Source organism: Chloroflexota bacterium, assembly GCA_009840355.1.
GTDB lineage: Bacteria > Chloroflexota > Dehalococcoidia > Lucifugimonadales > JADFKI01 > Bin90.
Genome location: VXNZ01000025.1, coordinates 199,312 through 214,481, shown reverse-complemented (window position 1 = coordinate 214,481; position 15,170 = coordinate 199,312). Strand labels below are relative to the sequence as shown.

Here is a 15,170-nt window from a genome sequence, read left to right as displayed (position 1 = left end):
ATACGTGCGGCGTCCAGCTTGTGGCAGGTCTTGATGGCATAGCTGTCGCTTTGCATGGTGTCTGCCAAGAACATGGCTATGGTCTCACCGTCGTTGGTGAGATTGGCTATTTTCTGTTGTAGTGTGTTTTGGATGCACATGGGAGTGAGTTATCAGTTATCAGTTTTCAGTTATCAGTTCCCTACATTCCTTACCGGGGGCTGACAGGGCAGTGTTAGTTTGTATGTTCTATTATTAGCACGCATGTTTGGCTATGTCAAGAGACGATGTCACAAATGCTTAATGTTGTCATTCCACGCTGTTTTGTCGTTCCGAACCCAGTGAGGGAGACATTTGCAAAAGGTGGTGGTGGACACATATTTCACCCCCATCCTAACCTTCCCCCATCGAGGGGGAAGGGACTTTTGAAATTGTCCTGCGGATTTAGGAGACGATTTCATAAATGCAGTTTATGCCTGTCATTTGCGGTTTATACCTGTCATTTCGAGCGAGGCGAGAAATCTAAAGTCGGAAACAGGCTTATGTGCAACGATTTTAGATTCTTCACTGCGCTGCGCTTCGTTCAGAATGACAACCGGAAGACCCTGAGATAGGATGTGGATGATGGGGTTTCCATTCGGATGGTTGGAATAACAAAACCCGTTCGTCCTGACCACCTAGAAGGAAACGCAATCTCGGCGGCGCCGGCGCTATAAGCGCGCAAAATTGGGTCTCCAATTCCTACACCACGACAGCCGACTCCTGCTCAGCATAATTCAACGCGAACACTTTCTCCGGTCGCCACTGCTGCGTGGGCGCGTCGTATGCAACGATTGCAAGGAAACGGCCGTCCGTTGTGTAAACGCGGCAGCGTTCCTCTGGGCGCGCAAGTGTGTTTGCGGCACCAGCGTTGAATGCGCGTCCGTTGCGTATCATGTCTTCCAGCTGCTTGCCTACAACCAGCGCGCGCATGTCGCGCAGCGCGGCGTCCGGCGAGTGCACGATGTTGTGCCAGCTGCCATCTGCGAAGCGATCTTCCATTTCTTCTATGCTCACGGCATTCTCAATTGCGAATGCGCCGGACTTGAGGCGTACGAGCGACTTCATATTACCGCCGCAGCCGAGCGCCTGACCGATGTCGTGTGCCAATGAGCGCACATAGAAACCCTTGCCGCAGTGGATTTCGAGCGTGGCTACCGGCGGCGTCCACTCCGTCAAGGCGACGTTGTGCACGACGACCGGGCGCGCCTCGCGTTCGACTTCGACGCCGGCGCGCGCGAGCTCGTACAACCGCTTGCCGTCGCGTTTTAGCGCGCTGTACATAGGTGGCACTTGCAGGATTTCGCCGCTGAAATCGGGCAGCACTCGCTCTATGTATTCGTGCGATATGGCTGATACCGTCGATGCGTCCGTGCGCGCGGTTATTTCGCCGAGCGCGTCGTATGTGTCTGTGGTGATGCCGAGTTCGATGGATGTGAGGTATGTCTTGCCGCCGCCGACCACATGCTCCATAAGGCGTGTCGCTTGCCCTAGAAACACGGGCAGTACTCCGGTTGCGATGGGGTCGAGCGTGCCGCCATGCCCGACGCGGCGCTGGCGCACGGCGCGCTTCACACGGCGCACGACATCCATAGATGTCATGCCGTAAGGCTTGTGGATGTTCAGGATGCCGTCAATCTGCGGCTTTTGGCTATTCGCCATGTGCAAATCTCGTGTCGCTGCGGCTGGGGGCTGAACCTGTTGAGATGTCCAACTCTAGGTTGTGTGGACAATTGGGTCATTCCGGTAAGAACGCGAATCCAGAATCTCAAATGTAGCAATCTTTGTCATATTAACGCCGCTTGCAGGCACTGGATTCCTGCTCCCTGTCTTAGCAGGGACATGCTTCGCAGGAATGACGGGACGCAAATTTGAAATGTCAGCAGAACCTAGTGTGGTGAAATGCCGGCGCTATCGCGGCGTTTCGGTGTCGTGGATGTCGCGCGGCGCGTTGCGGCTGATTAAGTCGAGCATGCCCGTCGCCTGTTCGATGGATTCATCGAGCTGGAATGACAGCACCGGCGCGAACTTGAGCTTGAGGTTGCGCTTCATCGTGCGATGGATGTAGCCGCCGGCGTTTTCCATGGCGAATAGCGCCGTCTGCTTCGTGTTCTCGTCGCCGAATACGCTGACATATACCCTTGCGCTGCGCAGGTCGCGCGAGGTCCTGACCTCTGTGATGCTGATTAGCGAAGACAGGCGCGGGTCGTTAATATCGACCGCGAGGATGCGGCTGATTTCTTCGCGCAGCAGGACATTCACGCGGTCCATTCGGCGGTTCATCGCAGACCTCTATGTTCGCGGCACGCGGCTTAGCGGACGCGCTCGGAGCGGTGCGCCTCGAGTACGTCGCCTTCCTCAAAGTCGTTGAAGCCGTCGAGCATCAAGCCGCCTTCAAAGCCGACATTGACCTCGCGCACATCGTCGCGGAAGTGCTTGAGACTCGATACGGGACCGGTGAACATATTCCTGCCGCCGCGCAGCACGTAGATGGTCGAATTGCGCCGGATTTGCCCGTCGTTGACATAGAAGCCCGCGACCTTCTGCCGCCTGCCCACGCCGAATATCTGCCGGATAGTGGCGTGCCCTTCGGTGATGTCACGATATACGGGTTCGAGCAAGCCGGTGAGCGCGCGTTCCACATCTTCCAGCAGGTTGTAGATGATGTCGTATCGGCGGATTTCCACGCCTTCCTGATTGGCGAGCGCCATCGCGCCCTGACCGGGATCGGAGTTGAAGCCCACGATAATCGCCTGCGACGCCAGCCCCAGCATCACGTCGCTCTCGGTAATTGCGCCGCTTGCGATGTGCACTATGTTGACGCGCGTTTGGTCGGTGTTCAGGGCGTTCAGGGCGCCCTTGACCGCCTCGATGCTGCCCTGCACATCGGTCTTGATGATGAGGTTGAGCGCCTTGACTTCGCCCGCCGCGATGCGCGTGTGCACATCTTCCAGTGTGGGACCGGCCGCGCGTTCCATCTCGGACTCGCGGAGGCGTTGTTCGGCAAGCTGGCGCGCGGAGCGCTCGTCTGCGGCGACTTCGAGGATGTCGCCCGCTTCCGGCACGCCGCTGATGCCGAGTATTTCGACCGGCTGCGATGGCGAGGCGACTTCGACCGGCACGCCGCTGTCGTCGAGCATTGCTCGGACGCGACCGCGCAGCGATCCGACCACCACATTGTCGCCGATGCGCAGATTGCCTGTCTGCACCAGAACGGTGGTAACCGTGCCGCGGCTGCGGTCGATGCGCGCCTCAACGACGACGCCTCTCGCGCTCTTGCTTACATTTGCTTTGAGTTCGCTGACTTCCGCGACGACGGCGATGTTGTCGAGCAGGTCGTCAACGCCGTCGCCGGTGAGCGCGGATACGGGCAGGGCGATGACATCACCGCCCCATTCTTCAATGAGCAGATCGCGTTCTGCGAGCTGGCGCTTGACGCGTTCCGGGTCCGCCTCCGGGCGATCGACCTTATTGATGGCGACGACGATGGGGACGCCCGCCGCCTTCACATGGTTGATAGCCTCTTCGGTCTGAGGCATTATGCCGTCGTCCGCCGCGACTACCAGAATCGCGATGTCGGTAACCTGAGCTCCGCGCGCACGCATCGCGGTGAACGCTTCGTGCCCCGGCGTATCAAGGAATGTAATCAAACCTTCGTCGTAGTTGACCTGATACGCGCCGATGTGCTGGGTGATGCCGCCTGCTTCGCCTTCGACGACATTTGTCTTGCGAATCGTGTCGAGCAGCGTAGTCTTGCCGTGGTCAACATGCCCAAGAATGGTGACGACAGGCGGGCGGTCCGCGAGCATCGAAGGGTCGTCGTTTTCGGTGGACGGCACGATTGAGCCGCCGTCGGTCTCTTCCTCTAGCGGCAACACCTCAAAGCCGAATGCAGGGGCGATTTCAGCGACCAATTCGTGCTGGACGACTTCGTTGATGGAGAACATGTAGCCGCTGCGCATGAACTCCTTGATGACTTCGACCGGAGTCGTTTCCATGAGATCCGCAAGGTCGTGAACGGCTATGGCGCGAGGAACTTCGAGCGGTTCAATCTCGTAGTCTTCCTCGTATTCGTAATAGTCGTCGTACTCGTCGGCGGTGCCGTTGTACTGGTCTTGATAGCCTATTGCGTCGGTTTTATTAGTCATAGGCACCCCCAAAAATGCGCCTATTCGGTATGTCGATTTCGCTCTGTTGAGACGCCTTCACCATTTCAAGCATTTCCCTATCCCATTTATGTGAAGGGACTTATGAAGCCGTCCGTATCCCGGTCAGACCGTATGCACTTGCGAAAGCGCTGTCGTGTAATCTATCAGTTCTGCCGCTATTGCCTGCCATTCGTCGTTGGCAATCTTCGTTCGCAGCGTGTGCTCTAGTCTCCCCTTGCGGATGTCCTGCGGCTTAGCAGCGCACCCCGCGCATAGGTATGCGCCCCTGCCTGATAACTTGCCACCGGAGTCGAAGGCGATGCCGCCGTCCGGCTTGGCGACTATGCGCAGTAGGTCGCGCTTCGCCGTCTTGCTTCTGCAGGCGATGCAGCTTCGCTGTGGGACATGCCGCCTCCTAGCGTTCATATATTAGCGCCGTCTTCTCGTGGGCCTGCGCCGCCTGCCGCCGCCGCTATTGCCAGGACCCTGCTGGTCGGGACGCCTGCGATTGCGCCGCGATGCGGTAACACCGCCGCGAAGTCCTGCGATGTCCTCCGCGAAGCGGATGCGACCCGGCGCGTCTTCGTCCGAGCGTATGGGCCTGCGCACGCGGGGCCGCCGCACCTGCCAGACATCTTCGGGCAGGTCGCGCAGTGATGTGGACTGCTCTGTGGTTGGCTCCGGCTCCGGCTCTTCTGCGACCGGCTCCGGTATCGACAGCGGCTCGATGACCTCTGCCGTAGGTTCCGGTTCAGCGACGATTTCCGGCTGCGTGACAGTCTCGATTTCTTCCACAACAGGTTCATCGACGACCGGGGCAACCGGAGCGACCGGGGCATCCACAGGTTCAAGTTCTGCCGCTGCGGGTTCAATCACAGGTTCGGGCACTTCGATAGTTTCAACCTGTTCGACGACTTCCGACGTTTCGACTTCCGGTGTTTTGATTTCCGGGGTTTCAGCGACAGGCTCTGCGGCAACCGCATCCACTATTTCGACTTCTGCCGCTATTGGCTCTGCCACGCCGGATTCGACTACGACAGGCTCAGCGACGACCGCTTCGTCCGCTTCGCCGACTTCGGCAGCGATGGGAACGGGTTCGGATTCGACCTGCGCGTCTTCGACGACCACTTCGGTCTCGACGGGTATCTCTTCGTCGGCGATGGCGTCTATGCCAGCCTCAGCTGCGGCGAGTGCGTCTGCCGCTGCCTGTGCCGCTGCCGCCTCAGCTTCCGCTGCTGCGATCGCTGCCTCTTCGACACGCCGCTCTTCAGCAATCCTGTTGCGCTCTTGGAGTTCGGCTTGATATTCGACATCGCTCTTGATGTCAACCTTCCATCCGGTCAGCCGCGCGGCAAGCCGGGCGTTCTGCCCTTCGCGTCCGATGGCGAGCGAGAGCTGGCGTTCCGGAACGACCGCCATCGCGGTGCTGTCGTCGTGGTTGAGTTCGACCTTCATCACCTGCGCCGGTCCGAGCGCGTTGGCGATGAATATCGGCATTTCCTGATTCCACTCAACGACGTCAATCTTTTCGGCGTTCAGTTCGTTGACGATGTTCTGTATGCGAACGCCGCGCAAGCCAACGCACGAGCCCACGGGGTCCACGCCGTCCTGCCGCGCACGCACAGCGACTTTGCTGCGTGAGCCCGGTTCTCTGGCGATGGCTTCTATTTCGACCGCGCCGCTGAAAATCTCGGGGACTTCCATCTCGAACAGTCGGCGGAGCAGCTGATTGTCCGCGCGCGATACGATAAGCTCCGGCCCGCGAATTGTGCGCTCGACCGTCTTCAGCAGAACGCGCATCTTCGTGTTGCTGCGGTATCGCTCGGTCGGCACCTGTTCTTGCAGCGGCATAATGGCTTCGGAGCGCCCGAGATCGACGGTGATGTGGCGCGGCTCTATCTTCTGCAGCGTAACGAGGAAGACTTCGCCTTCCTTGTCCTCGAACTGCTTAAAGACCACCTCGCGCTCGGCGTCTCGCAGGCGTTGCATGACGACTTGCTTCGCAGTTTGCGCTGCGATGCGGCCCGGCATGTGCGGCATGCTTTCGGTCGTGATGACCTCGCCAATCTGCGCGCTGCTGTCAATCTTCAGCGCGTCGGGCAGCGTAATCTCTGCCTTGTCGTTGGTAACATCATCCACGACGGTCTTCAGTATATGCACCGTAACATCGCCCGAACCGGGGTCGAGTTTCACGGTGATATTCTGTCCGTCCGCGATGGTGTCCTTGCGATATGCGGACACCAAGGCATCTTCGATCGCGGAAAGCACAGTCTCCTTAGGGAGGCCGCGCTCTGCGGCGAGTTGTGTTAAAGCGACAATGAAATCGCTCTTCATCACATGCCACCTCCTGTGTACTGGTCCTTTTAAGCCCCCTGTAACAAAGAAAGTGGGACTAGCCCACTTACCCCAAAGGACAATTTCCGCGCAAGTCGATGCCAACAGGCTCGACAAGTCTATCAACTAGCAGTATAGCATTATGTTGCCTTCATAGACAACCTCTGCCGGGACGGTTAAGACGATTTCACAGATGCAATTCATACTCGTCATTTGCAATTTATACCTGTCATTTCGAGCGAAGCGAGAAATCTAAAGTCGGAAACAGGTTTGCATGCGACGATTTCAGATTCCTCACTGCGTTCGGAATGACAAGGGAGGAGTATTCGAAATGACGACAGACAGAGCGGAATGACGACAGACAGAGCGGAATGACAACATTGGGGATTTGTGAAATCGTCTCAATTCCGTCGCGGCATATGCCGTTCGTGATAAAATACCGCTATGTCGCCCCTGAATTATGACGGACAGGCTCTGACCTCGCTGGTCGGTAATAGCATCTTCGACTATGCGGATGCTCTCAGCGTGCGCGTGCCGACTTCGTGCGGTAGAACCGGCGAGTGCCACGAATGCATCGTCGAGATAAAGCAGGGCATGGACGCGCTATCGTCGCACACGGATGCAGAGGCGTTCCTGCGCGAAGACTACCGGCTCGCATGCCAAGCGAAGATTGTCGATGCGGACGCCGATGTGGAGTTCGCCGTGCTGCGCCGTCAGCCGCGCATTCTGACGCGCTCCGTGCGCCGTGTCATTGCTGTCGAACCTCACACCGCGCGCGACGGCGATGGCGTGACCTTCGATGGCGTGCGCATTGACGACTATCGCGGGCAGATGTACGGCGTCGCAATCGATGTCGGCACAACGACCGTCGTGCTGAACCTCGCAGACTTGGAATCGGGCGAGATATTGGACACGGCATCTTTCGAGAATCCGCAGCGTTTTGGCGGCAGCGACATTATGCACCGCATCTCATACGACGGCGGCGACTTCCCCGGCGAACTGCGGCAGGTGATGCTGTCCGCGCTGAACTTCGAGATAGGGGAGTTGAGCCGGCGGCATGGATTCCACCGCAGGCGCATATACGAAGTGGTAATAGTGGGCAATTCCACGATGCGCGACATTTTTTTCGGCTTTGATGTGCAGCCAATCGGCGAGCGCCCGTACAAGTCCATCACCGAACTCGAAATGCTGGAAGGCAAGCGGCAAACGACCGCGCTGAATGTAAAGGCGTCCGAAATCGGGCTGCGCGTCTTCCCCAACGCGAATGTGTACGGCGGACCCTTGATAGGCTCGCATGTGGGCGCGGATGTCGCAGCCGATATGCTCGCCGTGAGCATGGACGAAGAAGATGAGGTGGTGATGCTCGTCGATGTCGGCACGAACACGGAGGTCGTGCTGGGCAACCGGCATCGCCTTATGTCCGCGTCTTGTCCGGCGGGACCGGCGTTCGAGGGCGGGCAGGTGCGCTATGGCATGCCGGGTTACGACGGCGCGGTGGAGAGCGTGGCGCTGGACGGCGATGGCGTGGACTATCGCACGATTGGCGATGCGCCGCCGCAGGGGATATGCGGCTCAGGGCTGGTTGACCTGCTGGCTGAGCTGCGGCGCACCGGCAAGATGAACGAACTCGGCGCATTCGAGGATGGCGCGCGCGAGTTCGCGTTCGTGCCGGATACGGGCATGGCGCTGTCGCGCGCCGATATAAGCGCGTTGGCGCAGGCGAAATCCGCGAACTATTCAGGGCAATACATCGTGCTGCGAAACTACGGCGTGTCGCCCGCCGGTGTCGCGCGGCTGTATCTCGCCGGCGGGTTCGCCAACTACATCAATGTCGGGAACGCCGTGGACATAGGCTTCGTCGCCAACCTGCCGGAAGAGCGCATCACGAAGGTGGGCAACGCATCGCTCGAAGGCGCGACGATAATGCTGCTGTCGCGCACACTGCGCAGCCGTATCGAGCAACTGGTGCAGACCATACAGCACATCGAACTTGAAACCACGCCCGACTTCTTCGACATATTCGTCGAAGGCTGTATGTTCAATCCAATGGAAATAGGGGAATAGGAGAACATCATGTCGTTCAAGGTTCTGGTTACCGATTATGTCTGGCCCTCGGTGGAACCGGAGCGCGCGGTTCTCGCCAAAATCGGCGCCGAACTTGTCGTTGCGCCGGATGGCGAAGAAGACACACTCGCCGCGCTCGCCAAGGATGTCGATGGCATACTGACTTGCTTCGCGCAGGTTACGGACAAGGTCGTGCGCGCCGCCGAGAAGTGCATCGTCATCGGACGATACGGCGTTGGCGTGGACAACATCGCCGTGGACACCGCGACCGAACTCGGCATCGCCGTTACTTATGTGCCGGACTACTGCGTGGACGAAGTGTCCGACCATGTAATGGGCTTGCTGCTGGACTGGAACCGGCGCATATCGCTGTTCGACAACTCGGTGAAAGGCGCAGGCTGGGGCAGCGTGCCGCTCACAATGCGCATCATGCGGTTGCGCGGCAAGCGGCTGGGCGTCGTCGGCTTTGGCAGGATAGGCAGGGCGGTCTGCGAGAAAGCGCTCGCATTCGGCTTCGAGGTGCTCGCGTACGACCCGTTCGTCACGGCAGAACAGGCGGCGGAAGCGGGCGCGCGCTCCGTTGACATGGAGACGCTGCTGCGCGAATCGGATTTCGTCACGCTTCACTCGCCGCTGACGCCGGAAACCGAGAACCTCATCGGCGCGGCTGAGCTTGAGATGATGAAGGAAGACGCTTTTCTGATTAACTGCGCGCGCGGTCCACTGATTGACGAAGACGCGCTATACGATGCGCTGCAATCGGGCAGCATCGGCGGCGCTGGGCTTGACGTGTTGGTGGACGCGCATCCGTCTCCCGACTATCGCCTGCTCAAGCTGCTCAATTTGCTGGTTACACCGCATGTAGCGTTCTTCTCGCAGGAAGCGGTGCTGGAACTCGAAGAACGCGCGGCGGGTGAAGTCGCTGCCGTGCTGCAAGGGCAAATGCCGGACAATCTGGTAAACACTCCCGTGCTCGATCATCCTAACCCGAGGCACGCGTTGTCCGTTTAATATAGACGAACAGCGCTCTCGAAATCTCGAATCGAATATGTCGCATCAATTGGTTGTCATACTGCCAGTTGATGCGATATTCTATTCGGGCGCGCAGTAATACTGTCTGCGATTGGATAAACTGCATATTATATTAAGATTGATTTAGAATTGAGAGGACAATATGGACAGAAATGCGATGTACGGCTTGGGTTTGGGAGTCGTCGCGATTGTGATTGCGCTGATAGCGATTATCGTTGCGATGGTCTCGTCCGGCGGCGAAGTGCAGCCTGCCAACCTGAGCGGTGTGGAGGCGAGCCTCGCGGCGCAGAACGCTGAGATCGACTTGCTTGAAGGGCGAATTGAAGGCTTGCAAGGGCAGCTTGCGGCGCAGCCGGACCTGAGTGCGAGTGTAACTGAGCTTCAGCAGCGGATGGACGCTATCGCCGGCATGGAAATGTCGATGGACACGAGCCGCATCGACCTCCTAGACGATGAGCTGCACGATGTGAGCGACGAACTGGCAGACGTCAGCGCCGCGCTTGCCGACTTGGAGCAGCGGCTGGACGAAGTGGACAAGCCCGCGATGAGCATGGACACCGACGCCATAGATGAGCGCATAGACGAGCTTGGCGACGAACTGTCTGCGCTCAACGGCACGATAGCCGCGCTGCAAGAGCAGCTCGCAGCCGGTGCCGGCGTAGTCGCCGCCGAGTTCGCTGCCGTAACCGCCGAGATTGAGAGCATTCGCATGGCGCTCGAAGAACTGCAGGCTTCCACGCTTGACGAGGAAGTCGAAGCAGCGATCGCACGGCTGGACTGGCTGGAAATGGCTACTGCGCCGGCGTACACCAAGGCGTATGTCGAAGAGGCGATCCGCCGCTACGACAGAGAAGGTAGGGCGGAAACACTTGACTACTACAATACGATGGATAGCGTGGACGGCGACCTGTACCTGTTCGTCATAGACGCCAATTCCAAGTTAATCGTCGTACAACCAACCATACCCGGCAATATCGGCGAAGACATCCGAGGCGAAATAGGCACCGACATCACCGGCAAGAACTTCGGCTTTGAGATTGCGACCGCAGACGAGAATGGCAAGTGGGTTGATTATGTATATCTGAACCCTGCCAACGATTTCGCATACGAGCGCAAGCACGCTTGGGTCATCAAGCACGATCACCTGATATTCGCCTCCGGCTGGTATGAGCGCGACATAATCTTGGACGGCGCGTCCGCCGCGTCATACATCCGTTCATTCGTGGAGCAAGCGATCGCGCGCTATGACGCCAATGGCAGGGACGCGACTATCGACTATTACAACACGCCTGAAAGTGTGGATGGACAGTATTACGTCTTCATCGGCGACGAGAACGACATAATGCTGGCGCATGCCACCGTTCCTGCAAATGTCGGCAAGCACTTCAATGATGTCATCAGTCCCGACGGTTATCCCGCAGGCGCGCAGGTCGCAGCTGCCGCTGTTGAAGGCGGCGCGTGGACGACATACACCTACCTGAACGCCGCAACCGGCAATGTCGAGACCAAGCACTCTTGGGTAACGCGCCACAACGGGATGATTTTCGGCTCCGGCTGGTATGAGGAAGGTCCTCCGAAGTCGGAGGCGGCAGCGTACACGAAAGCCTTCGTCGAGCGCGCCATTAATTTATACGACGACCTGGGGCGCGATGGCACGATTGCATACTACAACTCGCCTGAAAGCGTTGACGGACAGTATTACGTCTTCATCGGCGACAAGAACGATGTGATGATCGCCCACGCTGCTGTGCCGGACAATGTCGGCATGAACTTCGATGACATCATCAGTCCCACCGACGGTTACCCTGCCGGTGCGCAGGTCGCAGCTGCCGCCGTTGAAGGCGGTGCGTGGACGACATATACCTACCTGAACGCCGCAACCGGCAATGTCGAAACCAAGCACTCTTGGGTAACGCGCCACAACGGGATGATTTTCGGCTCCGGCTGGTATGAAGAGGGGCCGCCCAAGTCGGAAGCGGCCGGATACGCGCAATCGCTCGTGCAGCGTGCCGTTAATCTATACGACGACCTGGGGCGCGATGGCACGATTGACTACTACAACACGCCCGAAAGTGTGGATGGTCAATTCTATGTGTTCATTCTGCGGGCGCATGACCTCCGCACCTTTGCCAACGGAGCGCGCCCGGAACTCGTGGACATAGACCCGCCAGCAAGAATAGACGCAACCGGCTATGCTTACGGCGAGGCATTCGCCGCCACAACCGACGAGGGGCATTGGGTATCTTACGTCTTCACCAACCCGGCTACCGACGAGTTGGAATCTAAACATACCTGGATTATGGAGTACGACGGATTGCTGTTCGGCTCAGGCTGGTATGCGGAGCCTGCGGTGTACACGCAGTATCTCGTGAACGAAGCGATCAGCATGTACGAGTCCGAAGGGCACGAGGATACAATCGCCTACTACAACTCGCCCGATAGCGTGGACGGACAGTGGTATGTGTTCATCGGTGATAAGAACGACATGATGCAGGCGCACGCGACCATTCCCGCGAATGTGGGTAAGCGCTATGACGAAATCGTAAGCCTGGACGGATACCCGGCAGGCGCGCAGGTCGCAGCTGCCGCTACCGAAGATGGCGCGTGGACATCGTACACTTATTTCAATCCCATCACCGGGAATGTTCAAACCAAGCATTCGTGGGTGATACGCCACGAAGGGATGATATTCGGTTCGGGCTGGTATGAGGATGGTCCGGCGAAGTCCGAACCTGCGGATTACGCTCAGTCTCTCGTGCAGCGCGCGCTAAACCTGTACGACGACCTGGGACGTGAGGGTACGCTCGATTACTACAACATGCCTGAGAGCGCCGACGGTCCCTGGTATGTCTTTGTCTTGGAGGACAGGGAAGGTGAACTGTACTCGGTGGCGAATTCCAACCGCCCGGAAATTGTTGGAACTACGCGTGAGCGCATCGACGCCAACGGCTTCAACTATGGCGAGGCAACAGCTGCCGTAACCGAAGAGGGTGGAGGCGAGTGGATTAGCTACCTTTTCACGCACCCAGAGACTCGGGAAGACGCGCCCAAGCACAGTTGGGTAGTGCGCCGCGGCAACTTGCTGTTCGGCGCGGGCTGGTACGAAGGCATCGAAGAATAGAGGCGTTGGCGGCTTGCTGACCGCCACGAATGAGCAAGACCGGCAGGGTAGGGGATTTTCGTTCCTTGCCCTGCTTTTTCGTTCTGTGATAGTAGGGCTGATCATCATTCTCACCCTCTCCAAACCTTCTCCCTTTCGGGGAGGGGACTTGTGGCGTGCATTTACAACTGCTTTGTCATTTGCCCATCGTCAGACTATCAAAGGGAATGGGCTAATGTATCTCTTGCGATACATCTGTCCACTGACAGGGCAGCCTCTTTGCGATAGAATGTGGATTATGAAAAGGCTTGTAATTGTAAAGTTCCACGAGCCCGCACTGAAGGGCAAAAACCGCCCGATGTTCATCCGGCGGCTCGCCAGCAACCTGCGCCGCGCGATTAAGGGCACCCGCGTGCAGAGCGTGTGGCAGGCGCATATGATGATATGCATGTCGCTGCACGAAGATGCCGACTGGGATGCCATTCGGCGGCGCGTGGGCGACTGCATGGGCGTCGCCAAGTTTTACCTAGCCATGCGAGTCGCGCCAAATCTGGAAGCCGTAAGGGCGCTGCTACGGGACGAACTGCCCAAGCATCGGTTCGACACATTTCGCATAACGGCGCACCGCACCAACAAGCGATTCCCCGTGAAATCAGACGCGATTAACCGCGAGATGGGCGCGTTCGTGGAGAAAATCACCGGCGCGACCGTTCGGCTGAATGACGCGGACTTGGAGATATTCATCGATGTGGTGAACGACGGCATGCTGGTCTATTTCGACCCTATACAGGGCTATGGCGGCATGCCAGTTGACTCCAGCGGCGAGACGATGGCGCTTATGTCCGGCGGCATAGACTCCCCGGTCGCCGCGTGGCAGATGATGCGACGCGGCAGCCGCGTCAAAATGGTGCACTTCCACAGCCACCCGCTCGTGGATTCGTCGTCGATGGAGAAAGCCGCCGAACTCGCGGAAATTCTGACACGCTATCAGTATGATGCGGAGCTGTTCCTCGTGCCGTTCGCCGGCGTGCAGCAACGCATCATCGTGGATGTGCCGCCGCCGTATAGGGTGCTGCTGTACCGCCGCTTCATGGTGCGAATTGCGGAGGCGCTTGCCCGTCAGCAGGGCATCGCCGCACTGGTAACCGGTGAAAGCCTAGCGCAAGTAGCATCCCAAACGCTGGAGAACATCGCCATAGTGGACGCCGCCGCGCAAATGCCCATCCTACGCCCGCTAATCGGCTCCAACAAGAACGACATAGTTGACACCGCCCGACAAATCGGCACATTTCCCATATCCATCATCCCCGACCAGGATTGCTGTTCCCTGTTCGTGCCGCGCCATCCCGTTACCAAGGGTAGCGCGAAAGTCGTGGAGCGGCTGGAAGATGCGCTGCCTGTAGATGAACTGGTAGAGCAGGCGTTGGATGGGGTGGAAGTCCGCGAGTTTGCGTTTTCCGGTGTTCGCTATTCGCGGGACAAGTCAACGACCGCGTAAAGAGAAATTAGGACTTGATTCCTATGCAAGTTGAGAGTACTCAGCCGCTCACTTGCATAGAAGACACTAACTAAAATAGTGTCCAGTCACCATCATTGCCGTTTTGCAGGGAACGGAGGAATGGAATGGTTATAGATAAAAATCGTAGGTATCGGCAGATTGCCGTTCGCGGCAAATATCAGAGATTGTATGAATATCTATGCGGTCTTTCGACACAGGAGTGGAGGACATCCTTCCGTGAAATCGAAACCATCATTGGTTTTGAACTGCCCTTGTCCGCGCGTCTTTACAGGCCATGGTGGGCAAATTAGAATGGAAGCGGGGGCCACAGCCAGGCTATTGCTTGGGGCGCTGCCGGATGGGAGACGGCGCAGGTCGATATGGATGCCGAGACACTGCTGTTGAGGCGTAAACGCACCGAAGACACCCCCAAGCGGTCTTTCGAGGATATATGGCCCGCCCGCTCCGTCGACGAGTGGCCTAAAGACCTGAGCCTCAGACGCGAGGACATGTACGACTATAGGGTTAGGATATAGACCACCGAATGTTCATAGATACGAACGCATCGGTGTATTCCCGGAATCTCGAAGCCCCGAACCATTATGCCGCCAAGGAGATTCTCGAACGCGCATATCAGGATGCTGAACCTTTGAGAATCAGCCGCCAGATTGTGCGCGAATACCTTGCGGTTATGACACGTCCACAGCCTTGGGAAGTTCAAATCTCGCGCGATGATGTGATCGAAGACGCCAATAGACTCCTCCGCGACTTTGAAATTCTGGAAGACGGTCCCGTCGTGACTGATACGCTGATAACATTGTGCCGAGAGTTCGAGGGCGGAGGCAAACAGATTCACGACGCCAATATCGTGGCGACAATGCTTGCGCATGGGGAGCGCCGCCTGCTGACATTCAACACATCGGACTTTCGCCGCTATACAGACCGCATTGAACTGGTGGGACGCCCGTTAGAGTGA

The 15,170-nt window shown here is 58.0% G+C and carries 10 protein-coding genes; 5 read left to right on the top strand and 5 right to left on the bottom strand.

What is annotated here, in order from left to right:
• Nucleotides 1–720 precede the first annotated feature (720 nt).
• The 5 genes from truB to nusA form a co-directional block, all read right to left on the bottom strand.
• Nucleotides 721–1,680 carry a tRNA pseudouridine(55) synthase TruB gene (gene truB, locus F4X57_07960; protein MYC07089.1) on the bottom strand — a complete coding sequence of 320 codons (960 nt, stop codon included), beginning with the start codon at nucleotides 1,678–1,680 and terminating at the stop codon, nucleotides 721–723.
• A gap of 249 nt (nucleotides 1,681–1,929) precedes the next feature.
• Nucleotides 1,930–2,301: a 30S ribosome-binding factor RbfA gene (gene rbfA / locus F4X57_07955; GenBank protein ID MYC07088.1), complete on the bottom strand. Its 372-nt coding sequence runs from the start codon at nucleotides 2,299–2,301 to the stop codon at nucleotides 1,930–1,932.
• A 29-nt stretch (nucleotides 2,302–2,330) separates the two neighbouring features.
• A complete protein-coding gene (infB, locus tag F4X57_07950) occupies nucleotides 2,331–4,166 on the bottom strand; it encodes a translation initiation factor IF-2 (GenBank protein ID MYC07087.1) in 1,836 nt (611 codons plus the stop codon).
• Nucleotides 4,167–4,289: 123 nt separating this feature from the next.
• Nucleotides 4,290–4,592, bottom strand: a complete 303-nt coding sequence (locus tag F4X57_07945) for a YlxR family protein (GenBank protein ID MYC07086.1) — start codon at nucleotides 4,590–4,592, stop codon at nucleotides 4,290–4,292.
• Nucleotides 4,593–4,595: 3 nt separating this feature from the next.
• Nucleotides 4,596–6,500, bottom strand: coding sequence for a transcription termination/antitermination protein NusA (gene nusA, locus F4X57_07940; GenBank protein MYC07085.1), 1,905 nt, complete (start codon nucleotides 6,498–6,500; stop codon nucleotides 4,596–4,598).
• Nucleotides 6,501–6,944: 444 nt separating this feature from the next.
• On the opposite strand from nusA, the gene F4X57_07935 reads away from it, so the two are divergent.
• The 5 genes from F4X57_07935 (at nucleotide 6,945) to F4X57_07915 (ending at nucleotide 15,170) form a co-directional block, all read left to right on the top strand.
• Nucleotides 6,945–8,564, top strand: a complete 1,620-nt coding sequence (locus F4X57_07935) for a DUF4445 domain-containing protein (protein ID MYC07084.1) — start codon at nucleotides 6,945–6,947, stop codon at nucleotides 8,562–8,564.
• Between the two features lie 9 nt (nucleotides 8,565–8,573).
• A complete protein-coding gene (locus tag F4X57_07930; GenBank protein ID MYC07083.1) occupies nucleotides 8,574–9,575 on the top strand; it encodes a C-terminal binding protein in 1,002 nt (333 codons plus the stop codon).
• 163 nt (nucleotides 9,576–9,738) lie between these two features.
• On the top strand, nucleotides 9,739–12,717 hold the full coding sequence (locus F4X57_07925) for a hypothetical protein (protein MYC07082.1): 2,979 nt from the start codon (nucleotides 9,739–9,741) through the stop codon (nucleotides 12,715–12,717).
• Between the two features lie 214 nt (nucleotides 12,718–12,931).
• Nucleotides 12,932–14,194 carry a tRNA 4-thiouridine(8) synthase ThiI gene (thiI, locus tag F4X57_07920; protein MYC07081.1) on the top strand — a complete coding sequence of 421 codons (1,263 nt, stop codon included), beginning with the start codon at nucleotides 12,932–12,934 and terminating at the stop codon, nucleotides 14,192–14,194.
• A 544-nt stretch (nucleotides 14,195–14,738) separates the two neighbouring features.
• Nucleotides 14,739–15,170 (top strand): PIN domain-containing protein, encoded by a 432-nt coding sequence (locus F4X57_07915; protein ID MYC07080.1) that lies wholly within the window; start codon nucleotides 14,739–14,741, stop codon nucleotides 15,168–15,170.